This window comes from Shewanella aestuarii, assembly GCF_011765625.1.
GTDB classification, from domain to species: Bacteria; Pseudomonadota; Gammaproteobacteria; order Enterobacterales; family Shewanellaceae; genus Shewanella; species Shewanella aestuarii_A.
In genome coordinates, this window is record NZ_CP050313.1 from 1,018,944 (window position 1) to 1,042,088 (window position 23,145).

The 23,145-nt window shown below is 41.0% G+C and carries 21 protein-coding genes and 1 pseudogene; 14 read left to right on the forward strand and 8 right to left on the reverse strand.

Going from position 1 to position 23,145, the window contains the following annotated elements:
* The first annotated feature begins 168 nt into the window (after positions 1 to 168).
* The 3 genes from aceB (at position 169) to HBH39_RS04700 (ending at position 4,984) form a co-directional block, all read left to right on the forward strand.
* On the forward strand, positions 169 to 1,824 hold the full coding sequence (gene aceB / locus HBH39_RS04690; RefSeq protein WP_167676057.1) for a malate synthase A: 1,656 nt from the start codon (positions 169 to 171) through the stop codon (positions 1,822 to 1,824).
* Positions 1,825 to 1,908: 84 nt separating this feature from the next.
* Complete coding sequence (aceA, locus tag HBH39_RS04695) at positions 1,909 to 3,231, forward strand: isocitrate lyase (protein ID WP_167676059.1); 1,323 nt, start codon at positions 1,909 to 1,911, stop codon at positions 3,229 to 3,231.
* A 274-nt stretch (positions 3,232 to 3,505) separates the two neighbouring features.
* Complete coding sequence (locus HBH39_RS04700; protein WP_167676061.1) at positions 3,506 to 4,984, forward strand: HDOD domain-containing protein; 1,479 nt, start codon at positions 3,506 to 3,508, stop codon at positions 4,982 to 4,984.
* A gap of 79 nt (positions 4,985 to 5,063) precedes the next feature.
* Here the strand turns inward: HBH39_RS04700 and HBH39_RS04705 are convergent, their stop codons facing one another.
* From HBH39_RS04705 to HBH39_RS04720, 4 genes are all read right to left on the reverse strand, one after another.
* The gene (locus tag HBH39_RS04705; protein ID WP_167676063.1) at positions 5,064 to 5,720 is read right to left on the reverse strand and encodes a nuclear transport factor 2 family protein; all 657 of its coding nucleotides are present in this window, start codon (positions 5,718 to 5,720) and stop codon (positions 5,064 to 5,066) included.
* 54 nt (positions 5,721 to 5,774) lie between these two features.
* Positions 5,775 to 6,599 (reverse strand): zinc-dependent peptidase, encoded by an 825-nt coding sequence (locus HBH39_RS04710; RefSeq protein WP_167676065.1) that lies wholly within the window; start codon positions 6,597 to 6,599, stop codon positions 5,775 to 5,777.
* 259 nt (positions 6,600 to 6,858) lie between these two features.
* Positions 6,859 to 7,305, reverse strand: coding sequence for a hypothetical protein (locus tag HBH39_RS04715; protein ID WP_167676067.1), 447 nt, complete (start codon positions 7,303 to 7,305; stop codon positions 6,859 to 6,861).
* A complete protein-coding gene (locus HBH39_RS04720) occupies positions 7,265 to 8,011 on the reverse strand; it encodes an AAA family ATPase (protein WP_167676069.1) in 747 nt (248 codons plus the stop codon). The genes HBH39_RS04715 and HBH39_RS04720 overlap by 41 nt, the downstream gene beginning before the upstream one ends.
* 333 nt (positions 8,012 to 8,344) lie before the next feature.
* Here HBH39_RS04720 and HBH39_RS04725 point away from each other — a divergent pair, with 333 nt between their 5' ends.
* Positions 8,345 to 8,557, forward strand: a complete 213-nt coding sequence (locus HBH39_RS04725; protein WP_167676071.1) for a DUF3820 family protein — start codon at positions 8,345 to 8,347, stop codon at positions 8,555 to 8,557.
* Here HBH39_RS04725 and HBH39_RS04730 read toward each other — a convergent pair.
* The 4 genes and pseudogenes from HBH39_RS04730 to HBH39_RS04745 all read right to left on the reverse strand — a co-directional run bounded on the left by HBH39_RS04730 (position 8,554) and on the right by HBH39_RS04745 (position 12,563).
* Entirely contained in the window at positions 8,554 to 9,030 is a 477-nt protein-coding gene (locus HBH39_RS04730) for a GNAT family N-acetyltransferase (protein ID WP_167676073.1), read from the reverse strand. The genes HBH39_RS04725 and HBH39_RS04730 overlap by 4 nt on opposite strands.
* Positions 9,031 to 9,145: 115 nt before the next feature.
* Positions 9,146 to 9,448: an NrfJ gene (locus tag HBH39_RS04735; RefSeq protein ID WP_167676075.1), complete on the reverse strand. Its 303-nt coding sequence runs from the start codon at positions 9,446 to 9,448 to the stop codon at positions 9,146 to 9,148.
* Positions 9,449 to 9,551: 103 nt separating this feature from the next.
* Positions 9,552 to 11,283: pseudogene (locus tag HBH39_RS04740) on the reverse strand (bifunctional metallophosphatase/5'-nucleotidase).
* A 221-nt stretch (positions 11,284 to 11,504) separates the two neighbouring features.
* Positions 11,505 to 12,563, reverse strand: coding sequence for a CNNM domain-containing protein (locus tag HBH39_RS04745; protein WP_167676077.1), 1,059 nt, complete (start codon positions 12,561 to 12,563; stop codon positions 11,505 to 11,507).
* A 185-nt stretch (positions 12,564 to 12,748) separates the two neighbouring features.
* Here HBH39_RS04745 and HBH39_RS04750 point away from each other — a divergent pair, with 185 nt between their 5' ends.
* The 10 genes from HBH39_RS04750 to HBH39_RS04795 all read left to right on the forward strand — a co-directional run bounded on the left by HBH39_RS04750 (position 12,749) and on the right by HBH39_RS04795 (position 23,143).
* Entirely contained in the window at positions 12,749 to 13,870 is a 1,122-nt protein-coding gene (locus HBH39_RS04750) for a bifunctional tRNA (adenosine(37)-C2)-methyltransferase TrmG/ribosomal RNA large subunit methyltransferase RlmN (RefSeq protein WP_167676079.1), read from the forward strand.
* 31 nt (positions 13,871 to 13,901) lie between these two features.
* The gene (gene pilW, locus HBH39_RS04755) at positions 13,902 to 14,687 is read left to right on the forward strand and encodes a type IV pilus biogenesis/stability protein PilW (protein WP_167676081.1); all 786 of its coding nucleotides are present in this window, start codon (positions 13,902 to 13,904) and stop codon (positions 14,685 to 14,687) included.
* Positions 14,688 to 15,698, forward strand: coding sequence for a RodZ domain-containing protein (locus tag HBH39_RS04760; protein ID WP_167676083.1), 1,011 nt, complete (start codon positions 14,688 to 14,690; stop codon positions 15,696 to 15,698).
* A gap of 88 nt (positions 15,699 to 15,786) precedes the next feature.
* Positions 15,787 to 16,902 carry a flavodoxin-dependent (E)-4-hydroxy-3-methylbut-2-enyl-diphosphate synthase gene (gene ispG, locus HBH39_RS04765; protein ID WP_167676085.1) on the forward strand — a complete coding sequence of 372 codons (1,116 nt, stop codon included), beginning with the start codon at positions 15,787 to 15,789 and terminating at the stop codon, positions 16,900 to 16,902.
* Between the two features lie 111 nt (positions 16,903 to 17,013).
* The gene (gene hisS / locus HBH39_RS04770) at positions 17,014 to 18,288 is read left to right on the forward strand and encodes a histidine--tRNA ligase (protein ID WP_167676087.1); all 1,275 of its coding nucleotides are present in this window, start codon (positions 17,014 to 17,016) and stop codon (positions 18,286 to 18,288) included.
* A gap of 15 nt (positions 18,289 to 18,303) precedes the next feature.
* Entirely contained in the window at positions 18,304 to 18,924 is a 621-nt protein-coding gene (locus HBH39_RS04775) for a tetratricopeptide repeat protein (protein ID WP_167676089.1), read from the forward strand.
* A gap of 11 nt (positions 18,925 to 18,935) precedes the next feature.
* A complete protein-coding gene (gene bamB, locus HBH39_RS04780; RefSeq protein WP_167676091.1) occupies positions 18,936 to 20,168 on the forward strand; it encodes an outer membrane protein assembly factor BamB in 1,233 nt (410 codons plus the stop codon).
* Positions 20,169 to 20,268: 100 nt separating this feature from the next.
* Positions 20,269 to 21,735 (forward strand): ribosome biogenesis GTPase Der, encoded by a 1,467-nt coding sequence (gene der / locus HBH39_RS04785; RefSeq protein ID WP_167676093.1) that lies wholly within the window; start codon positions 20,269 to 20,271, stop codon positions 21,733 to 21,735.
* Positions 21,736 to 21,922: 187 nt separating this feature from the next.
* Positions 21,923 to 22,489: a cytochrome b/b6 domain-containing protein gene (locus HBH39_RS04790; protein WP_167676095.1), complete on the forward strand. Its 567-nt coding sequence runs from the start codon at positions 21,923 to 21,925 to the stop codon at positions 22,487 to 22,489.
* Positions 22,490 to 22,642: 153 nt separating this feature from the next.
* A complete protein-coding gene (locus HBH39_RS04795) occupies positions 22,643 to 23,143 on the forward strand; it encodes a TlpA family protein disulfide reductase (RefSeq protein ID WP_167676097.1) in 501 nt (166 codons plus the stop codon).
* Positions 23,144 to 23,145: the final 2 nt, after the last annotated feature.

Genomic DNA, 23,145 nt, shown 5'->3' on the forward strand with positions numbered 1-23,145 from the left:
CACTCAAATTGGTAAGGTGTGAACTGTTGCAATTACAACTGTTTTTACGTAGTTTTTACTGCGAAACGAACATTTGACGGTTTGAGAGATATGAAGCTGAGTTAACAACAACAGTTTTATGTGTTGATTTAATCGTTAGGAAAACAGCGTAATTTTAGGAGCCCGGTTATGACGGCAGAGCAATTAGTAGCACAGTACAGTAAAAATGAAACTGAGCAGCCACAATCAGCCAAACAATCAGATTTAGTCATTAATGGCCCTGACATTGCTGGGCAGGAGCAGATTTTAAATTCAGGGGCTTTAGCACTTCTTGAATCATTATGCAGTCAGTTTGCTGGAGATGTGCCGCAATTACTTGCTAAACGTAAAGAAAAGCAGGCACGTATTGATGCAGGCGAGTTACCTGACTTTTTACCTGAAACCCGTGCTATTCGTGATGGCGACTGGGCAATTCGCGGCATTCCTGAAGATTTAACTGACCGTCGTGTAGAAATTACTGGGCCTGTTGATCGTAAAATGATTATTAACGCCTTGAATGCCAATGTAAAAGTATTTATGGCTGACTTTGAGGATTCTCTTGCACCGAGTTGGCAAAAAGTTATTGAGGGTCAGATTAATTTACGTGATGCTGTTAGAGGTGATATTGAATTTACTGCGCCTGCAACAGGTAAACAGTATAAGTTGAACCCCGATCCTGCCGTCTTAATTGCTCGTGTTCGAGGTCTACATTTAATTGAAAAACATATCGAATTTAAAGGCACGGCAATTCCGGGCGGGTTATTCGACTTCGCAATGTATTTTTACCATAACTATCATCAGTTATTAGCAAAAAATTCAGGACCTTATTTCTATATTCCTAAACTTGAAAGTCATATTGAAGCACGCTGGTGGGCAAAGGTATTCGCATTTGTAGAAGAACGCTTTTGCTTAAAGCCTGGCACCATTAAGTGCACCTGTTTAATTGAAACCTTACCAGCCGTATTTGAAATGGATGAAATTCTGTATGAATTACGTTCAAACATTGTGGCACTCAACTGCGGGCGCTGGGATTACATTTTTAGTTATATCAAGACCCTAAAGCGTCATGCGGATCGTGTCTTACCAGATCGTCAAGCAGTCACTATGGACACTAATTTTTTAAGTGCTTATTCACGATTGTTAATCAAAACCTGTCACAAACGCGGTGCCTTAGCAATGGGCGGAATGGCAGCATTTATTCCAGCAAAAGATGAAGCAACCAACCAGCAAGTATTGCAAAAGGTTCGTGGTGATAAAGAGTTAGAAGCGCGCAATGGCCATGATGGTACTTGGGTGGCTCATCCTGGTCTTGCTGATACTGCCATGGCTATTTTTAACGACTACATTGGTGGCGATAAAACGAACCAATTACATATTACACGTGATGTTGACGCGCCAATTCGCGCTGCTGATTTACTGGAACCCTGTGATGGGGAACGCACCGAGGCTGGTATGCGTTTAAATATTCGTATTGCAGTTCAATACATTGAAGCTTGGATCCAAGGAAATGGTTGCGTGCCCATATATGGCTTGATGGAAGATGCCGCTACAGCAGAAATCTCGCGCACTTCGATTTGGCAATGGATCCAACATGGAAAATCATTATCTAACGGCAAACTTGTTACTAAAGAATTATTTAGGAACATGTTGGAAGAAGAGTTAGTCAATGTACAAAACGAACTTGGGGAAGAGCGTTATCAGTCGGGACAATTTGCTAAAGCAGCAGAGCTATTTGAACAAATTACCACGTCAGATGAGTTGGTGGATTTCTTAACCTTACCGGGTTATGAGCTACTTACCGCTTAATTAATTTTTAAAAATAACAATATCGTGTGCTGTATTTTGCAGCAACGACAACTGACTAGCAGTCACACAGGAAGGAGTCACATTATGACTAAGGCAACACAACTAACACGTCAACAACAAATCGATGCAATCAAAAAAGATTGGGCTGAAAATCCACGCTGGAAAGGGGTTAAGCGTCCATTTACTGCAGAAGAAGTGGTCGCCTTACGTGGTTCAATTGTGCCTGAAAATACCATTGCCAAGCGCGGCGCTGCTAAGCTTTGGGAATTAGTAAATGGTGGTGCTAAAAAAGGCTATGTTAATTCTTTAGGTGCGTTAACAGGCGGTCAAGCCGTTCAACAGGCTAAAGCGGGTATTGAAGCTATTTATCTTTCAGGTTGGCAGGTTGCTGCTGATGCTAACTTAGCGGGTACCATGTATCCAGACCAATCTTTATACCCAGCTAACTCTGTACCTGCAGTCGTAAGCCGTATTAACAACTCGTTCCGCCGCGCTGATCAAATTCAGTGGAGCAAAGAAATTAATCCAGGTGATGAAAACTACACCGATTACTTTTTACCAATTGTTGCAGATGCTGAAGCTGGCTTTGGTGGCGTACTAAACGCATTTGAATTAATGAAGTCAATGATTGATGCTGGTGCAGCAGGTGTTCACTTTGAAGACCAATTAGCTTCTGTTAAGAAGTGTGGTCACATGGGTGGTAAAGTATTGGTGCCAACTCAAGAAGCGGTTCAAAAGTTAGTTGCGGCTCGTTTAGCGGCTGATGTGAGTGGTGTTGATACTTTAGTCATTGCACGTACCGATGCTAACGCAGCTGATTTAATGACCTCAGATTGTGACCCATATGACCGTGACTTTGTAACTGGTGATCGTACCGATGAAGGCTTCTATCGTGTGAAAGCGGGGATCGATCAAGCCATTTCACGCGGCCTTGCTTATGCGCCTTATGCTGATTTAATTTGGTGTGAAACCGCTAAGCCTTGTTTAGAGGAAGCGAAGAAGTTTGCTGATGCGATTCATGCCCAATACCCAGATCAACTGCTTGCATATAACTGTTCACCTTCGTTTAACTGGAAGAAGAACTTAGACGATGCAACGATTGCTCGCTTCCAACAAGCCTTATCAGACATGGGTTACAAGTATCAGTTCATCACCTTAGCAGGCATTCATAACATGTGGTACAACATGTTTGACTTGGCTTATGACTATGCTCGTGGTGAAGGGATGAAGCACTATGTTGAAAAAGTGCAAGAAGTTGAATTTGCTGCAGCACAGAAAGGTTATACCTTCGTGTCACATCAGCAAGAAGTGGGTACGGGTTACTTTGACCAAGTGACAACTTGTATTCAAGGCGGCAAGTCTTCAGTCACAGCATTAACTGGCTCGACTGAAGAAGAGCAGTTCTAATCTTGCTATACCGTTTTACAGTTTAGTCGCTTTGCGACTGTTGTAACCCCGTGCGGTTCACCTACAGGCCGCGCGGGACTTTTATCCAACCTTTGGATCATTAAGCATAAGCTTAGCTGTCGATTCTTATTGTTGGTCTTACTTCCCACCCGTAAGATTTAATCACATAGCTTGTGTAGTGACTCAATTGAGTCACTTTTTTTTACCTCGTAACAATTATTATATTATTGTTATACTGCATATCAGCGACAAAGCATGGTAGATAAGGCAGAAAATGACATTGAATCAGACCCATAAAGGCGTTGAGTATTGGACTAAGCGCATTAGCGAGCAAGAAATGCCCGCGTTGTGTTCTACCGTTCGTGATTTAGAAAAACTCGCTAAAGATGATGTTTCCTCGTTAACTCAATTAGGCCGCAGCGTGATGCATGATAATGCGCTGACATCAAAGATTTTACGGGTTGCCAATAGTGCCATTTATAATAAAGGCATCAATCATGTGTCAACCGTTAGCCGAGCCGCTGTGGTGCTCGGGTTTGATACCATTCGCAATATTTGTATCACTGCGCGACTATTGTCGAGCATGTTAGAGAACCATAACCTTTCCAATAGTGTGTTTCAGCGGTTACTTAAATTAATGGCGCAATCTTTTCATTCGGCAATGATTGCAAGAATGATGATGGGCGATCGTGATGATGTACTGCGTGAAGAAGTGTTTATTGCCTCTTTATTATACCGAATTGGTGAGAGTGCTTTTTGGAGCTCAGGTGGTGTTTTTATCGATGAAGTGGATGCCAAATTATCAGCCACTGACGATCCCAATGAGTTACAAAGTATTATTCGTAATGAATTAGGCGCCTCTTTTAATCAATTATCACAGGGTATAGCCAGAAGCTGGGGCTTAGGCGATATGTTATTAAAATCGCTCACTAATCCTGATGTCAGTATGCCAGAAATTCGCTGTATATATTTAGCTGACAAACTTGCAGAGTTGGTTGCCCAGCCGAAAGTCAATCAGGCCTTATTGGATAAGCATTTAAAACAAGCGGCTGAAATGGTTGATGTCAGTGTGGAAGAGTTTACATTGCGGTTTACGCGTTGTGGCCAGGCAACTCAGAAGTTAGCACTTGATTATGGCGCAAACCCCTTAGTTGCTTTTATACCCAATGTCGAAGATGTTTTGCAAAAGTTGGCCGAGCCGCCTGAAATTGAATCGATACGAGAAACTGATTTAAATTATCAGTTAGCTAAACTACGTCAATTAACTCAATTTGCTATTCAAAAAACCGATTTTAATCAGATTATGCAAACCGCGCTAGAAGGGATTTTACTGGGTGTTGGAGTTGACCGATGCGGGGTGTTGTTATTGTCTCCAAACCGAAAACTGCTGCAACCTCGGGTGATGATGGGGGATGATTCTGATGCAATGAAAGCCACCTTTTTAATTGAGTTAGATGATACCCAATCGGTATTTTCTTTATGCGTTACCCAAAAAAAACCGCAGTGGATTGTTTCACCTTCGACAGAATCTAATAATAAGCTTGCTGGGGGAAACGTGTGTAATGATAAGCTATTGCAGAGATTATCAAGGGAAGGTTTTATCATCGCGCCGCTGATGGTGGGCAACAAAGTGTTGGGTGTGTTTTATGCAGATAGAAATTTTTCATTTAGACGATTTGAGCAGACAGATTTTGATGCCTTTACCCATTTTAGCCAATTAGCCAATGTCTGTTTTACTCAATCATTGAGCTAACTGGCGAAGGTAAGCTTAATCATAAAAGCCCTTTAGCTATGATTTAAAGGGCTTTTTTATTGAGAGTTTCTGCTTAAGCCTATTGCATGATGATACTGGTAATACGCTTAGCTTTAGCATTCGGGATTGGAAAACTTAAATGATACTGAGCGATCTTCCAGCCATTTTCTGTACTGATTAATGCGCCAGTGCCACGACTGATGCCATAGGCTGGGCTAAATAATTGCTCGTCAAATACAATCACATCGCCAATTTGCACCAAATGACGCGCTTGTAAGTCATATCGCCAGCCTTTAGTTGGTGTCGCGTATTGTTTAAATTGCACCATGTTCCAGCGCTCGCTGGCGTCGGTACCTATAAAGATCGCATTTGGGTGGTACAGACTAAAGTAGGTATCCCAATCGGCAGACATTGCCGTTTCATGTAATTGGTTCAATAAACTATTTACTTGTTGGTCATCTTCATCTGTTAAACCTTGGCTATCAATGCTTTGAACAGGTTGATTCAAATTGCTGATAATGGCTATGGTTTCTTCACTGACTTGTTCGCTAGTGACCTTGACTGGGTGCTCATTAATTTGAGTTAGCGCATTGTTGTCATTATCTTGAGGCGTAACAGGTGTCGGATTACTGATAGTATTGTCTAGTTGCTTCACCGCGTTTGCATTGACTTCAAATGCTAATACTGTCGTCACTAGTACTGCGATAAATCCCAATTTATGAATAATGGATTGCATAATTGTTCCTTATTAATTTTTACGTATTTTATCGTTATTTTATTGGCAAATAATTTAATGCCAGTGGATGGGATTTAATTGATAATACTGACTTAATTCATTATACAGACTTGGATGAAGCTTGCTGAACTCATGTGGTTTTTCAAAAAATGTTTCGCTGATCACGGCAAAAAACTCTGCTGGGTTAGTCGCACCATAATAGCTAAATAATGACGGTATTTGTTGGGCAGCGCAATACTGTAATTGTTTAAATTCGTTGCCCAAAGTTTCAGACCAACTGGCGTAATCTTTAATTTGCCTTAGTGTCGGTGCGCCATTGGCTGGGCCATTTTCTTGGTCAAGCTGATGGGCAAATTCATGGATCACCACATTTTGACCATTATAAGGTTCAGCAGCGTTTTTTAGTGTGTTTTGCCATGACAAAATCACTTTACCATCTCCCCAAGACTCGCCCAGTAACACGCTTCGATGTTGAGACGTCACCCCGGCAAAGTCTACTTTTTGCTGCTCAACAATAAAGGCATGCGGGTACACTAATATTTGTTTTAGCTGAGGATAATAATTGGTTTTACGATTCAGTAATAATAAGCAAGCTTGTGCCGCAATGGTGACTTTGATTTCATCAGTAATGACTAAATTATCACAACCAATAAAGGTTTTTTCATCAATAAAAACTTGAATGTGTTTTTTCAGTTGTAATTGCAGATCTGTAGGCATGGCTTGAAAGTAAGGAAAGCGTTGGCGCAAAATATTACGCCATGCTTTTGGAAAGGGCGTAGCGCAAATCTGCTGACGATGTCTATCTTGCCGGTATTGGCTTGTGGCAATCCAACTCATCCAGCCTACTGCAATTAAAATCAATATAATGAGTGTTAGCATATACCTACTAAACCTGAGCTGCGCCCAAAAGATGAGCTAGTGTGCTAATTGAGTCTATACTGTCGTTTATTTCATATTTTAGAAAGCAAGTTATGATACGCAGTCCAGCCTACCTATTGTTTACGTTTGTTAATAAAGAGATTGGGATAGGTTGTTGGTTTTTCAATCGCTATCGGCGTTGTTAAGTAACCAAGCATAAAAAAACTGGCAACAAATTGTTGCCAGCAAGGGAACTAGGGAGGGGGTTTGTTACTTATTATTATTGGAACTTTAAAGCCTGCTGACGCAATTTATGGTCGGCAATTTGTTGTGTTTCTTGTTCGAACTTTTTATAAAGTTGCTGCTTTTGCTCTATTGAAAGCAAGTTATGTTCAGCGATTAAATGCCTAATTAACTTGGATTTTGCTAATTGGCTTGCTTGGCTATTTTCTGCTAATTGGTTAATAGCCTGCTCGCTTAAAGTAAAAGTAGCGCGTTTAAATGGCTTTGTATTGACGTCTTTTTTACCTTTTGTTGGTTTACTTGTTCTTGTTTGCTGCTCATCTCGTCGGCTTAAAAAATCGACCACGTTAGTTGAATTAGCAAATTCGTGTGTTTGCCCTAGTGCATATAAACTGGCGGCATCAATAAAGTCTTCAACCGACATTTGACCAGAAAAACTGGCTTTACATGACGAGGCGTTTTTCTTCAGATCGGCCAGACCCATAATTCCCCCTCAGTGTGGTAACATTTGTTGGTGAAAGACGTTGCTCCATGATTTGCTTCGCATTTTTTGCTTGTAACATTTCACAGGCAATGGCGCGCATTTCATCAGCTGCTTTGCCGTTAGGTTCAATTTCAATCACGGATAAACCTGATTCTTCGCTATCGTCATAAATATTACGGCTGTAATTGACCGCATCTAATACATTGATGTCATAGGTGCGACACACATCTTTTGCTTCTAAAATACGACTTGCTTGATTGGGTAGATTAGGGCATTGAGTGATGACAAATGAGGCATGTAATTTAGGATTGATCATTTTACAGGTCGCAACGATGTCATCCATGTGGCTAACGGTTTTTAAGTCACGACGTTTAGGTCTTAATGGCATTAATACATGAGACGCAACCGACATACTGGCGCGTAAGGCTAAATTATCTTGGCCGCCGCAGTCTACAATGACATAGTCATAATGTTGTTCAAGGCTGAGTAGGTCATTACGAATTTTACCGTATAGCTGGACACAATTGATTGCTGGCAATTCTGGGTTATTATTGCGCGCTTGTATCCAGTCTGATGTCGTTCTTTGTGGATCGCAGTCAACCATAATTACACTGGCTTTGGTTTCTTTAGTAAGAAAGACAGCGATGTTTTGTGCAAGGCAGCTTTTGCCACTTCCACCCTTTTCGCCACCGACTAAAATTATCATGTAAAAGTCCTCATACTTGAGTAATAAGTTAACTTTAATTGCTGGTATATGTATCGTCAATGACCTGATTTTTGACGTTTTTTTGATAAATCAGCAAGTGTTGAAATGTTGGCGTTTTATGTTTTAGTGGCAAAAAATTGACTCACTGTATCGAACAGTGTCAATGTTGCATAAAGGTTATTTTAAATAAGGGTTAGGTTGAGATTTTGTGTTTTTTAACGTCTGTTAAGCAAATAACAAACAGCATAGTTTTTTTACATATACCTTTTAGATTATTTTTTTATTTTTATATAATAAATAAATATATTATTTTGTAGCGATAGAGAAGTAAAAATGGACGAACAACAACTGATTGATGCTGTAAATCAAGTTATGCCTTTTGGTAAATATGCTGGACGTAAGTTGATTCAGTTACCCGAACCCTATTTAGTTTGGTTTCATGGTAAAGGATTTCCTGAAGGTAAGTTGGGTCAACAGTTGGCATTAATGTATGAAGTGAAACTCAACGGTTTAGAAGATATGCTGCAACCGCTAATCAAGGGTTAAATCGGTTTTGTTAACAAAAAACCATTTAATGTTTGCCCCAATTTTCGCTGATAACTTGGATGACATAAGGTAAAGCCTGCTTTTTCAAAAATAGGTCTTGAAAGGTAAGAGGCATCAACACTCAACTGGGTAAATGATTGCTGCTGACACCAAGTTTGCAATGTGCGTAGTAAAGCACTGGCAATGCCTTGTTGTTGATATTGTGGCGAGACGTAAAGATATTCAATATAACCTTGATGTGTAAAGTCGGTTGCTACCGAAATAAACCCAATCAGCTGTTGATGCTCATTAATCATCACCCAAGTTTTATTGCGCCTAAGGCGGATTTGCCAGTATTTTTTTGAACGTGGTGCTTTTGACCAAGCAGTTTTTTTACTCTGGTTATATCTGGGATGGCTAATTTGCTGAATAGCTTGATGGTATAGCTGGCTGATTTGATCTGCCATTGCTGGGGTAAATTCAGTAATAAACATTGCTATCCATAAAAGAGACGTAACTGTCTGACGTTAGCGATAATGATAAATAAAAGGCTAATTCATTGCTGAATTAGCCTACCATGCTTTTGGTGATTATCAGGTTAGTAAATATTTATTTTTTAACGATTTGACCAACAAACATGATTTCATCAAAGGTTCTGTTCAAGCTTGAGCTTTTGAAGTCGTTCATCCACATTTGCTCAGACATTTCTACCTTATCACCTTTGGCCACAACCACTTGTGGACCCGCAGCCCAATATGTTTTATCTGCTTCTTTTACTTGTACATATGTGTAACCACCACCATTCATGGTGTCGATCACTTCACCTTGATGGATAACACCTTGAGCCCAAGCTGAAGATACGCCAAGGGCTAAAGTGGTTACCGCAAGTAGTTTAATCAGTTTTGTTTTCATTAATGTTTCCTCAATTTCAATCTGTTAGTTCATTCGGTTGTTGATGGCATTTAAGCATGTCGTCGTACTTTCGTCTGTGATCTACGCTTGATTATTTTTTAATTTACCTATGACTAATGTAATTAATGTTAATAATTTGCTGTTGGCCAATTTTATAACCGTAAGTATTTACGAAATCGATAAAGGCCTCGGGTAAAGTTTTATGTTCAATGGGTTGCTGCCATATAGCATTCAATAGTGCATCGTAACCTTCACGCCCAGTCGCTGTATATGAACTTGATACGCCAATATATAATTCATTGCTGTTTAAAGGTTGCCAAAGATCATTTCGATATATTTCAATATCAGTAATTCGTTTTCCTAAAGCTAACTTGCCATCGTAACGGTAACGCAACCCATAAGGGTAGGGGAATGAGCCAGCGCCTGTGCCAATCGTGCCATTATTGGTTGCCGCGTTAATGGCAGACTCTAAGACTTCAATTATGTATTTGCCTTGTATTTGGTACATTACTAAAGGTAATTCAAACGGTAAAATGCGACCAAATACATCGGCTACAGATAATTGTCCTTTGGTTAATGATTGCCTTACTCCGCCAGCATTATGTAATGCAAAATCCAGTTTAGGTTCAATACTCTGACAGGTTTTATACATGCTGCGGCTAACCCAAGGGGCAATTTCACTGCCATGAGGGAAGTTTTTGCTGGGCAAGCGTGTATGGATAAAATCTTTAGGTATATGCGCCAGAATTTGATTTTCCAATGCCAATAATGCGGGCCGATACTGTGTGTGGATCACTTGATGTATTTCATCATTTTGATCTGCCCCAAGATACAAGGGTGATCGAAAAGTTGTTGTCTTAACGCGGTTTTTACATCATCGTCAATCGGTGTGTCATCAGCTTGGCTTATTTCAATGTTATCCCCAAGCATAAAAAAGTTATTGCCATTGAATTGAATGACTTTGCCTTCTTTATTCATTTCTAGTTCAACTAAACCAATAGTTTCAGCATATTTACCCGCATGAAAAATAGGTGTGTGGTTGACGCATTCCCCATAGGGCATGTTGGATAACCCCAGAGCTGACATATCACCTTGCAGAGTGTGTGAGTGGCCCCAATAATGGCACTAATACCAGTCACTTTTTCGGCCAGCTCACGGTCTTGATCTAGCCCTAAATGACTTAATACAACAATGTGCTTGATTCCTTGCTGGTGAAGATGTTGCACAGTGCGTCTAGTGGTTTCAATGGCATTGACAAATAGGGTATCGGGATCGGGTCTGGCGATTAATGGCATTTGATCTAAAGTAATGCCAATAATCGCTAATTGGGTGTCGTAAAATGGTTTGAGTAACACCTTTGCAATTTGCTGATTCGAATCGTAATCAAGCAATTGTGCATGCCCAGCTAGGCAACCTGGTTTATCTTGCTGTTCTTGACTTAAATCCATATTCCCAGCCATTAAAGGGAATTCAATTCGATTTAAAAAGGCCTTTACAGGCTCGTTGCCAGCGTCGATTTCATGATTACCTAACACCATGGCATCAGGTTGTAATAGATTGAGTAAATGGGCATTTGCTGAACCTTGGAACTCACGAAAATATAATGTGCCCTGAAAACTGTCGCCACCATGTAAAAACACAAAAGGCTGATGACTTTTATTTGCTTGCTGTTTACGTTGTTCAACTTGAAAGCCTATTCGTGCATAGCCACCAGTATCAACCTTCATTTGATAAAATTTTGATTGATGTTGCAGGGTAAACTTCACTTGGCTTGGTTCAAAGTTTGAGTGGGTATCATTAATATGAGCAAGTGATAAATAATAAGCGTGTGGCATGAATTCCTCTTAAACCTGAAGCACTAAAAAAGATCAACGGGTTTATGTTGTACGGGGATAAGGTTGTTGTGCTAACAATATCTGAACAAAAATTAATATTAGAAAGGACTTTAATTTAGTTTTAGCTAAATAAAAAGGGAAGCTGCGATTGTTCTGTTCAGATTATTCGATCTGTTATACACGCAATTTCCCCTTGGTGGATTAGTTGACTTCAAGCTTATTTAATCAGGTTCATTGTCATCTTTAAGCACTAACCCTTTACTTTTGACCCTACGTTGCCAAAGTTTGCGCGCGAGCGCTTGCATGTCTGGTGCTAAATCTTTCGAGTCGACAATTTCGAGCCCAATCAGCGTTTCGATAATATCTTCAATGGTGACAATACCTTCGCCTGAGCCGTATTCATCAACTACTAACGCCATCTTGGCATTGCGCTTTATCATCATTTGAAATAGGGGCAATACTTTTACCGATGCCGGAACCACAAGCAAGTTTTTAAGTTGTTCGCCAATGGGGGCGTCTGGAGCGTCTTTGACCGCTAAGATAAGATCATGGCGATTAACATAACCAATTACATCATCTCGGTCGTTTTGATAAACAGGAATACGAGTAAACGGGCTTGATAAATGTTGCTCAATAAATTCGCGATGTGTTAGTGCATTGGGCAGTTTAAAAATCACGGTTCTAGGGGTCATGATATCGGTGACGAACATGTCTTTTACCGATAAGATTTGAGTTAAAATTTGTGACTCTTGGGCATCAAGTTCACCACTATCTTTGCCTAATTTTGCCATTGCGCTTAACTCTTGGCGGATATATTGCCCGCTTTCACCTTTACCTAATTTTTGAGTCACTTTTTGTGACATCCAAATAAGCGGTTTGGTGGCTTTTTCCATCCAATATAAACAGACTGATACTGCTGGGGCTAATTTACGCCAATAATTAGCGCCTAATGTTTTAGGGATAATTTCTGAGAAAAATAAAATTAAAAAGGTCAATACAGCAGAAAATACCCCAAGCATTTCACTACCAAATACCACAGCTGCTTGCGCACCAGCCACCGCAGCTCCCACAGTATGAGAGATGGTATTCAGTGTTAGAATGGAAACCAGCGGCGATTCGACATTTTGCTTTTGCTTTTCAAGCAATTTTGCAATACGTGGGTTGGTATCCATTAGCGAGGCTATATAGCTGGGAGTAACGGATAGTAGAACGGCTTCAAAAACACTGCATAAAAATGAAATCGCAATCGCGAAAAACACAATAACAAACAAAGTTATCATAAAGGTGGGTGGAAACTTCCTCGTAACAGGCGACATTGCCAGTCGGCATTCTAGCATGTTTATTTTTACTCGAAAGCCTTAAAAACCGTATTTTAGGATGACTAGGTTATATACTAGCTAAAAGATGTCTCGGACTGTATAATTCGCCGCCCTGTTACAGGTTTTAGGTGTTTGAGGTTAGGCAAATGAGTGAAAAGAAGATCAATTTATTAAATCTTGATCGTAAAGGACTGCGTGCGTTGTTCAGCGAAATGGGCGAAAAACCGTTTCGTGCCGATCAATTAATGAAGTGGATCTATCACTTTGGTGTCAGTGACTTCGAAGAAATGACTAACATAAACAAAGCATTGCGGGCAAAGCTTGCTGCTAAATGTGAAATCGTTGCACCTGAAATTGCCAGTTATCAAAAGTCTAATGATGGCACCATTAAGTTTGCCATTAATGTAGGACAGGGCCAAGAAGTTGAAACCGTATACATTCCAGAAGAAGACCGTGCCACCTTGTGTGTGTCATCTCAAGTGGGATGTGCGCTTGAATGTACCTTCTGTTCTACTGGCCAGCAAGGGTTTAACCGCAATTTGACAGTGTCAGAAATTGTTGGTCAAGTTTGGCGCGTTTCGCAATTTTTAGGGTTCCATAAAGATACCGGTGATCGTCCTATTTCTAACGTGGTGATGATGGGGATGGGCGAGCCATTACTCAACTTAACCAATGTGGTACCGGCTATGGATATTATGCTAGATGATTTTGGCTTTAGTTTGTCGAAACGTCGCGTGACACTATCTACATCAGGTATTGTTCCTGCATTAGATAAATTAGGCGATGTGATTGATGTAGCCCTAGCCGTCAGTATTCATGCGCCAAATGATGAGCTGCGTGATGTGCTAGTACCAGTCAACAAAAAATATCCATTAGCAGAGTTTTTAGCAGGTATTCGTCGTTATTTAGCTAAATCGAACGCTAATCGTGGTCGAGTCACGGTTGAGTACGTTATGCTGGATCACATCAATGACAGTACCGATCAAGCGCATGAATTAGCAAAAGTGATGAAAGATACCCCGTGTAAGATTAATTTAATTCCATTTAATCCTTATCCAGGCTCGCCATATGGGCGTTCATCTAATTCTCGTATTGATCGTTTCTCTAAAGTATTAATGGAATACGGTTTGACCGTTATTGTTCGTAAAACTCGTGGTGACGATATTGACGCTGCTTGTGGTCAACTTGCAGGAGATATCCGTGACCGTACTAAACGTTTAGCAAAAAAACAAATGCAACAAAGTCAGATTTCAGTCACAATGGATTAACTCTTTGTTTGCACAATAAATAGGCTAATAAATGAAGCAAGGAAAACCTTATCTAATCATGATAGGTTTGTTGGGTATCTCGTTAAGTGGTTGTGTTACTGAACGAACCTACAGTGGAACTGATATACCGGTTGCTCAACGTCAAGTTGATAAAGTGTCTGCCGCTCGTGAGCGTATGCAGCTTGGGTTAACCTATATGCGTCGTGGTAACAGTGAGCAGGCCAAATACAATTTAGATAAAGCGGTCGAATATGCACCTCAACTCAGCGAAGTGCATGTCGCAATGGCGTATTACTATCAAGCAGTGGGCGACTTGGCGCGCACTGAAGCATCATACTACAATGCCATCAATTCAAAGGATGCATCTGGTGATGCAAAAAACAATTTTGGGGTTTTTTTATGTCAGCAGAAAAAATTCGCTCAAGCTGAGAAAATGTTTTTAGAAGCGATAGAGACTGATAAATACACCCGAACAGCGTCAAGTTATGAAAACTTAGGCGTTTGTAGCCGTACCAGTGGTGATATCAAAAAGGCACGTAAGTACTTTGAAATGGCGTTAAAATACGACCCACGCAGAAGTAATACCTTGATGGAGCTAGTCGAACTTGCAGTTGAAGATAGTGATTATGTTGCTGCTCGTTCAGTGTTAGCTCGCTACCATCAAGTGACCAATGAAACGGCAGAAAGTTTAGCGTTAGGGATAGAAATTGAGCAGGCACTTGGCGATGTAAATGCCATGAAGCGATTTGGCATAAGTTTAATTGCAAAATTCCCTGCATCTCCTCAAGCAAAAGAATACAGAGCTAACTTGCACTAAATGACAAATGAACCAGTAGAGTCACCAACACAAGATGTTGAAGCGTTAGAGAAGGTCGCCACTTTAGGGGCGATACTTAAAACTACGCGTGAAAGTAAAGGGCTATCGTTAGAATCGGTAGCCTTGCAGTTGCATTTACGTCCTAAAATTTTAGCGGATATTGAAGCTGATAATTTTGATAATATTGCCTCGAATACCTATGCACGTGGTTATATCAAAAATTATGCACGTTTTATTGATGCCGATATGGAGGCCATCAAGCAATGCCTAGATCAACAGATCACCGAATATGTGCCACCCACAATGCAAAGCTTTTCGCGCAAAACAACGCGAGAAGCCAGAGATAGCCGTTTAAACTTGATGACTTATGTCATCGTCATCATTTTATTGGGCATGTTGGTGTTATGGTGGGTGCAGCAATCCGATTCACTGACAGAATCCGGTATTGCATTGCCAACGGTTGAAGAGATCCAAGCGAATACCGTTACCAATCTTGATAACGCAAATGAGTTTACTGAATCGAATGCTGTAGATAATCAAGCGTTTACTGATAATGAACCAGTACAAACTGACTCTGAATTGGTAAGCCCGTTAACCCCCACACAAAATCAAGCGGCTAATCCGGCTCAAAGCGTTGAGCCAAATGACCAAGTTGATCAAACCCGTGAAGCGAATGAAGTGGAGTCTTTAGCACCTTCAGTTGAGGCTGTAGCCGCAGAGACATCATCAAGCTCTGCCTCTGAAACAACGAGCACTACCAGCGCGAACAGCACGGTGAAGATAGATGTAACTTCAGATTGCTGGATTAATTTGGTGGATGTGACCGGCAAAGTATTGGTTGATGGGGTGAAAACCGCAGGCCATAAAGTGAATGTGTCTGGTCAGGCACCGTTTAAATTAATACTAGGAGCTCCGCAAGGTGTCACCTTAAGTATTGACGGTGAAAATGTCAGTTTAAGTCAGTATGAAAACGGCAAAGTCGCACGGTTAACATTAACCAAGCCCGAGTAGTGTTAGATTATTGCGTGCAGTCAGTTTAGACTTGCGCGCATTTGCCCGTTAAAATGTCATCAATCGTAATTTAGTAGAGCAACATTGCATGTATAACGAATCTCCAATAATCCGTCGACCTTCTACACGTATATACGTAGGTAATGTCCCGATTGGTGACGGTGCGCCAATTGCAGTGCAATCAATGACCAATACTAAAACCACAGATGTCGCAGCAACCGTTGCTCAAATTCATGCGCTTGAAAAAGTGGGAGCCGACATTGTCAGGGTATCTGTACCCACAATGGACGCTGCCGAAGCGTTTAGATTAATCAAACAGCAAGTAACAGTGCCATTAGTTGCAGATATTCACTTTGATTATCGCATTGCCCTTAAAGTGGCTGAATACGGTGCAGATTGCCTGCGTATTAATCCGGGTAATATTGGTAATGAAGAGCGTATTCGCAGTGTGGTTGAATGTGCTCGTGATAAAAACATTCCTATTCGTATTGGTGTGAATGGTGGATCCCTTGAAAAAGATTTAATGGACAAGTACCGCGAGCCGACACCTGAAGCATTACTTGAGTCTGCCATGCGCCATGTGGACATTTTAGACCGACTTAACTTTGATCAATTTAAAGTCAGTGTTAAAGCTTCTGATGTGTTTCTTGCGGTTGAGTCTTATCGCTTATTGGCTAAACAAATTAAACAACCTTTACACCTTGGTATTACTGAAGCTGGCGGTATGCGATCAGGTTCAGTCAAATCTGCCGTTGGTTTAGGTATGTTGCTTGCTGAAGGTATTGGTGACACATTACGAATTTCTTTAGCTGCGGATCCTGTTGAAGAAATCAAAGTCGGTTTTGATATTTTAAAATCGTTACGCATTCGTAGTCGTGGTATTAACTTTATTGCTTGCCCATCATGCTCTCGTCAGGAGTTTGATGTGATTTCGACGGTAAATGAGTTAGAGCGTCGTTTAGAAGATGTCACTACCGCAATGGATGTATCCATCATTGGTTGTGTGGTTAACGGCCCTGGTGAAGCGTTAGTTTCGCATATTGGGTTAACGGGTAGTCATGGTAAAAGTGGTTACTACGACGATGGTATTCGTCAAAAAGAGCGCTTTGACAACAATAATATTGTTGACTCATTGGAAGCTAAAATTCGTGCTAAAGCTAGCATGATGGCGAACCGCATCGATATCAGCGATACAACTGAATAATTTTTGTGTCTGCACTAGGCTTTAAGTCTTAATGTGTGGGCGATATTTTTTATTGGCTAAATATCCTTAATCACTGGGTATTAGCCTAGCAATATAACGGACGAGTTATCTGTGGCAAAACAAATCCAAGCAATTCGCGGCATGAACGATCTGCTGCCAAACCAAAGCCCAATTTGGCAAAAAGTAGAAGCGGTTATCCGTACTTCTGTTAGTGCCTTTGGTTACAGCGAAATACGGACTCCAGTGGTAGAGAGTACAGATCTTTTTAAGCGCTCTATTGGTGAAGTGACCGATATTGTTGAAAAAGAAATGTACACCTTTGAAGACCGTAACGGTGACAGTTTAACCTTACGTCCTGAAGGAACCGCTTCAACAGTGCGCGCGGGTAATGAACATGGGTTACTGTATAACCAAGAACAGCGCTTATGGTATATGGGGCCTATGTTCCGCCATGAACGCCCACAAAAAGGTCGTTATCGCCAATTTCACCAATTTGGTGTAGAAGTTTACGGTATCGGTAGTGCTGATATTGATGCTGAAGTATTAATGTTATCAGCACGATTGTGGCAAAAGCTCGGTATTGAAGACCATGTAACTCTTGAGCTAAATACCTTAGGTGATCCTGCTGAACGTGCAACATACCGTGATGCATTAATTGCGTTTCTTGAGCAGCATAAAGAGCAGTTAGATGAAGACAGTAAGCGTCGTATGTATACCAATCCGCTTCGAGTTTTAGATTCTAAAGATCAGCATGTTCAAGCCTTGCTAGCCAATGCGCCAGCGCTAAGTGACTATTTGGGTGAAGAATCGAAAACACATTTTTCAACCTTATGTGAACTCTTAGACGCTGTGGGTATCCAATACACCATTAATCCTCGTCTTGTGCGTGGATTAGATTACTATAATCGCACTGTGTTTGAATGGGTGACTAGTAGTTTAGGCTCACAAGGTACAGTGTTAGCTGGTGGTCGCTATGATGGTCTTGTAGGTCAACTTGGTGGCAAAGACACCCCTGCAGTGGGTTTTGCTATGGGGCTTGAGCGGATTGTTTTACTGCTTGAAACCTTAGAATTAAATGCTGATATAGCACCTGAAGTAGATGTCTATGTGACTGCAATGGGTGATAACTGTGTGGTTGAAGCAATTAAAGTTGCTCAAGAGTTGCGTCAACATCTACCAACGCTTAAAGTCATGAGTCATTGTGGCGGTGGAAATTTTAAGAAGCAGATGAAGCGCGCTGATAAAAGTGGTGCTGAGTTTGCGATAATTATTGGTGAGAATGAAATTGCCAATAACCAAGTGGCCATAAAGCCATTAAGAAATAACAAAGAACAACAATTAGTTACCCGCAGTGAACTGGTAGCAAAAATTGCAGAATTGATTTAGAAAGGGGAAGTGCGCGTGGAAATTTATAGCACAGAAGAACAACAAGTAGATGCTATCAAGCAGTTTGCAAAAGAATATGGTCCATCCATTTTGATTGGTGCTGTTGTTGGTTTAGGTGGTTTATATGGTTGGAATACTTATTCTGACATGAAGATAAGTGCTGCCGAAAGTGCATCAGATGCTTTTGACCAATTAAGTGTAAGCGCAACGAATCCGAATGCGTTTATTGAAGGCGCAGAAAACTTCGCTAAAGATCATGACCAACAAGGTTATCAAGCACTGCTTGAGTTAATGACAGCTAAAGCGGCTGTTGAAGCGGGTGATTTGACTAAAGCCGAAGATGCGTTCAAACGCATTATTGCTGCTAAAACTGGTTCAAGCATTGATATGATTGCAATGATCCGTTTAGCTCGTTTACAAGCTGAACAAGGCAATGTTGGTACTGCATTACAAACTCTAGAATCAGTGACTGATAGCGCTTTTGTAGCGCAACGTGAAGAATTAAAAGGTGACTTTTTAGTTCGTCAAGATGATCTTGAAGGTGCAAGACAAGCTTATCAAGCCGCAATTGATAATGGTGGTGCATTAACTAATCCAGCATTAACAATGAAGTTAGATAACCTAAATAAGGCATAAGGAATTAGCCAATGAAGTTGTGGTGTAAAAATCTACTTGCCGCAGGGCTTGGTATCGCACTTATGTCGGGTTGTTCTTCAAGTGATGTTGAAGATGAGCCTGTCAGTGAGTTAGTTGATATTCAAGCAAGCGTATTTCCAGAAGTAAACTGGAGCAAAAATATTGGAAAAGGCGTAGGTGATTTTTATTCACAACTTCGTCCAGCAGTGAATTACGGCAAAATTTTTGTGGCTGATCGTCATGGTGAAGTCAGCGCGTTTGATCAACAAACGTTAAATAAAATCTGGAGCGTTAATTTTAGCCATGAGTTTAAAGATGAACTTGCTATTAACACTTCAGGTATCCGCTTAGCGTCAGGGGTCACTGCGGCACGCAAAAAAGTGTTTGTGGGTGGCGAAACCGGTTTGTTAGTGGCACTTGATGAAGCTACAGGCGAGATCTTGTGGTCGGCTAAAGCGGGAGGAGAGTTATTATCTGCGCCTACTGTAGCTGAAGATGCGGTAGCTGTCAGTTCAAGTAAAGGCACGTTTGATGCCTTTAATATTGATAGCGGTGAAAAGCTATGGACTCATGAAATGCAACTGCCAAACTTAACCTTGCGCGGCACAGGTTCTGCAGCTTATGAAGCGGGTGGATTTTTTCTCGGTACAGCGGATGGTAAAGTCAGCGTAATTGTTAAAAACAATGGTCAAGTGGCTTGGGAACAAGCTGTCTTCAATCCAACGGGGGGGAATGAATTTACCCGTATGGCTGATGTAGACATGAAACCTTTGATTTTAGGTGACAATCTTTATGCAATTAGCTACAACGGCAATTTAGTGTCGATGGAGCTTCGCAGTGGGCGCGTTATTTGGTCTCGTAAGTATTCTAGCTTTAATGAGTTAGCTCATGCAGGTTTAAGTTTATATGTGGTTGATGATCATAGCCGAATTTATGCCGTAGACCGTCGTAATGGTTTAGAGCTTTGGAGTAACGCCACTCTTAAAAACCGTGAGTTAACATCTCCAGCGATTATTGATAAATATTTGGTTGTAGGTGATTTTGAAGGTTATTTACATGTTATTAATCGTGAAGATGGTCAAGTTGTTGGCCGTGTTGAGGTTGATAGCTCAGGCTTATATAGCCAACCACTTGTGGTCGATGGTAAAATTTACCTACAAACACGCGGTGGCCGTTTAGCGATTGTCACGTTGAATGATGATGGCAGTGTAGCAAATAACGAGGAAGCAGTTGCCAGCGAATAACGCTGCAGCTATTTTCACCAAATAAGGTATAATAACCTTATTAGAGCCCCTGGAAGCTTTCCGGGGGCTTTTTATTGAGAAGTATTTTAGAGGCAAAATCATGATCCCTGTAGTGGCCCTTGTCGGGCGACCTAACGTCGGTAAATCGACTTTATTTAATCGTCTTACCCGAACCCGTGATGCATTAGTAGCAGACTTTCCGGGCTTAACCCGCGACCGTAAATATGGCCGTGCGTTTTTAGCTGGCTATGAGTTCATTGTGGTTGATACTGGTGGTATCGATGGCACTGAAGAAGGGATCGAAACCAAAATGGCTGAGCAGTCATTAGCGGCGATTGAAGAAGCGGATGTGGTGTTATTTTTAACGGATGCTCGTGCTGGCTTGACCGCTGCTGATTTGGCTATCGCTCAGCATTTACGTAGTCGCGATAAAGTCACTTTTGTTGTTGCTAACAAAGTTGACGGTATTGATGCTGATTCTGCTTGTGCTGAGTTTTGGTCATTAGGTTTAGGTGAAGTTTATCAAATGGCTGCGGCACAAGGTCGTGGTGTTACCAATATGATTGATTACGCCTTAACACCTTATGCTGAAGCGATGGGGATAACCCGTGACGAAGGCGAAGAAGGTGAAGAGGTTGAGCGAGAGTACAGCGAAGAAGAAGCTGAAGCTGAGCAAGCTCGTTTACAGGCTTTACCGATCAAACTAGCCATTATTGGTAAGCCTAACGTGGGTAAATCAACACTGACTAACCGTATTTTGGGTGAAGAGCGTGTGGTGGTTTATGACGAACCGGGTACCACTCGTGACAGTATTTATATTCCGATGGAACGTGAAGGTCGTGAGTATATTATTATTGATACCGCTGGGGTTCGTCGTCGCAGCAAAGTGCATCAAGTGATTGAGAAATTCTCGGTTATTAAAACCTTAAAAGCGGTTGAAGACTCAAATGTTGTATTACTGATTATTGATGCTCGTGAAGGTATTGCGGAGCAAGACCTAGGCTTATTAGGTTTTGCGTTAAATGCGGGTCGTGCATTAGTGATTGCCGTTAACAAATGGGATGGTATTGATCAAACCGTCAAAGATAGAGTAAAGGCTGAACTTGATCGCCGTTTAGGTTTTATCGATTTTGCTCGTATTCACTTTATTTCTGCTTTGCATGGCACGGGCGTGGGCCATTTATATGAGTCCATTGAAGAGGCTTACGACAGTGCGACTCGTCGTGTTAGTACTTCAATGTTGACCCGCATTATGCAAATGTCACAAGATGATCACCAGCCACCATTGGTTAATGGTCGTCGAGTGAAATTGAAATATGCCCATGCTGGTGGTTATAACCCACCCATCGTTGTTGTGCATGGTAATCAGGTCAGTAAGCTGCCTGATTCATACAAGCGTTATATGATGAACTACTTCCGTCGTTCGCTAAACGTTGTCGGGACGCCAATTCAATTACGTTTCCATGAAAGTGTTAACCCATTTGAAGGTAAAACAGAAAAGCTAACCTTAGGCCAAGCCCGTAGAAGAAAACGTGCCATGAGCCATATTAAAGATCGTAAAAAGTAATTGATACTTATCAAAAAAGCCTGACTCGTTCAGGCTTTTTTGTGTCTAATTTTTGCTGACAAACTAAATCATCCTGACTTGACGATTGGTATTAAAGCTAAAAATGAGATTAAATTTTTACCATAAGTGATTGTTAAGTTTCATCACAGATAATCAGCCTTGCAGTTTTATTAATACTGGGGCTTATATGAAAATCAATTCTCACTTTGGGGTTATTCATCGATTATTACATTGGGGATTAGCACTCACTATGATGATAATGCTAGTGACCATTTTGTTGCGTTTAGGCTGGATGGAAAAAAATCACATGGCGGCCATCATACTTCAAGGTTTGGCTAAACTCGATATTGTTATTACTGATACCCAAGCTATTAGCATTGCCAAAAGTATCCGTAATGTGATGTTTCAATGGCATATTTATTTTGGTTATGCCGTGGGTGGTATCTTATCTGCTCGATTTGTGTACATGGCCAAACAAGGGCTGCATTACCCTTCAGCTTTTAGTGCTCAAGCTAGCATAAAACAAAAGTTTCAAGCGTGGGTTTATTGGTTATTTTACGCTGGCGTTACATTATCTGTGTTGTCGGGGTTGGTACTAAAATTTGGACCTGAGTCAATTGAGCATCAAGTTGAAACAATACATGTACTCGCACTTTGGTATTTTATTCCATTCATTAGCTTACATTTAGCCGGCATTGTATTGGCAGAACATGGCCATGAAAAAGGCATAGTGTCGAAAATGATCGGTGGCTAATCATATTCATGCAAGCACTTGCTATAAGTGCTTGTAACCTTTTTGGTTTGGTTTGTTTTCAAAATTCTTTCATTGCTTAACTATCCTTAATAATACCTTAAGATTGGTAACCTAATTTGTAAGTTACCTAGTTATTATGGATGTATTGCATATATGTCGTTATCTCTTAATCTCCGCAACTCGATTTTAACTCTAAGTCTCGTGCTTAGTGCTGGCGTTTGCAGCTCTATTTGGGCTGCCCCTTCTTTAGAACATCAAGTGCAAAACGCACAAAATGAAAAGGTAAGTTTGCAAGAATTTGCTGGCAAGGTCGTTTATGTCGATTTCTGGGCCTCTTGGTGTGGTCCGTGTAGAAAGTCATTCCCTTGGATGAATGAGATGCAGGCTAAGTATCAACAACAAGGATTTGAAGTTGTTGCAATTAACCTAGATGTAGACACCGAACTGGCCCATGAGTTTTTAGCCAAATTACCTGCCAACTTTAATGTGCGTTTTAATCCCGAGGGGGATGTTGCGCGATCATTCGATTTACCTGGTATGCCAAGTAGTTATTTGTTTAACCGTAAAGGCGAGTTAGTTCAACGCCATGTAGGCTTCTATGAACAAAATAAACCAGCCTATGAACAAGAAATCCAAATGCTGTTGAAGGAATAATC

Excerpts from the sequence above, each read along its gene's own strand:
- HBH39_RS04710 (WP_167676065.1), bottom strand. The coding sequence starts at position 6,599 with ATGCTAACACTCATTATATTGATTTTAATTGCAGTAGGCTGGATGAGT.
- ispG (WP_167676085.1), top strand. The coding sequence starts at position 15,787 with ATGTATAACGAATCTCCAATAATCCGTCGACCTTCTACACGTATATAC.
- bamB (WP_167676091.1), top strand. The coding sequence starts at position 18,936 with ATGAAGTTGTGGTGTAAAAATCTACTTGCCGCAGGGCTTGGTATCGCA.
- HBH39_RS04790 (WP_167676095.1), top strand. The coding sequence starts at position 21,923 with ATGAAAATCAATTCTCACTTTGGGGTTATTCATCGATTATTACATTGG.
- HBH39_RS04705 (WP_167676063.1), bottom strand. The coding sequence starts at position 5,720 with ATGCAATCCATTATTCATAAATTGGGATTTATCGCAGTACTAGTGACG.
- HBH39_RS04700 (WP_167676061.1), top strand. The coding sequence starts at position 3,506 with ATGACATTGAATCAGACCCATAAAGGCGTTGAGTATTGGACTAAGCGC.
- HBH39_RS04725 (WP_167676071.1), top strand. The coding sequence starts at position 8,345 with ATGGACGAACAACAACTGATTGATGCTGTAAATCAAGTTATGCCTTTT.
- HBH39_RS04760 (WP_167676083.1), top strand. The coding sequence starts at position 14,688 with ATGACAAATGAACCAGTAGAGTCACCAACACAAGATGTTGAAGCGTTA.
- HBH39_RS04735 (WP_167676075.1), bottom strand. The coding sequence starts at position 9,448 with ATGAAAACAAAACTGATTAAACTACTTGCGGTAACCACTTTAGCCCTT.
- HBH39_RS04795 (WP_167676097.1), top strand. The coding sequence starts at position 22,643 with ATGTCGTTATCTCTTAATCTCCGCAACTCGATTTTAACTCTAAGTCTC.
- HBH39_RS04720 (WP_167676069.1), bottom strand. The coding sequence starts at position 8,011 with ATGATAATTTTAGTCGGTGGCGAAAAGGGTGGAAGTGGCAAAAGCTGC.
- HBH39_RS04745 (WP_167676077.1), bottom strand. The coding sequence starts at position 12,563 with ATGATAACTTTGTTTGTTATTGTGTTTTTCGCGATTGCGATTTCATTT.
- HBH39_RS04715 (WP_167676067.1), bottom strand. The coding sequence starts at position 7,305 with ATGGGTCTGGCCGATCTGAAGAAAAACGCCTCGTCATGTAAAGCCAGT.
- aceA (WP_167676059.1), top strand. The coding sequence starts at position 1,909 with ATGACTAAGGCAACACAACTAACACGTCAACAACAAATCGATGCAATC.
- aceB (WP_167676057.1), top strand. The coding sequence starts at position 169 with ATGACGGCAGAGCAATTAGTAGCACAGTACAGTAAAAATGAAACTGAG.
- pilW (WP_167676081.1), top strand. The coding sequence starts at position 13,902 with ATGAAGCAAGGAAAACCTTATCTAATCATGATAGGTTTGTTGGGTATC.
- HBH39_RS04750 (WP_167676079.1), top strand. The coding sequence starts at position 12,749 with ATGAGTGAAAAGAAGATCAATTTATTAAATCTTGATCGTAAAGGACTG.
- der (WP_167676093.1), top strand. The coding sequence starts at position 20,269 with ATGATCCCTGTAGTGGCCCTTGTCGGGCGACCTAACGTCGGTAAATCG.
- HBH39_RS04730 (WP_167676073.1), bottom strand. The coding sequence starts at position 9,030 with ATGTTTATTACTGAATTTACCCCAGCAATGGCAGATCAAATCAGCCAG.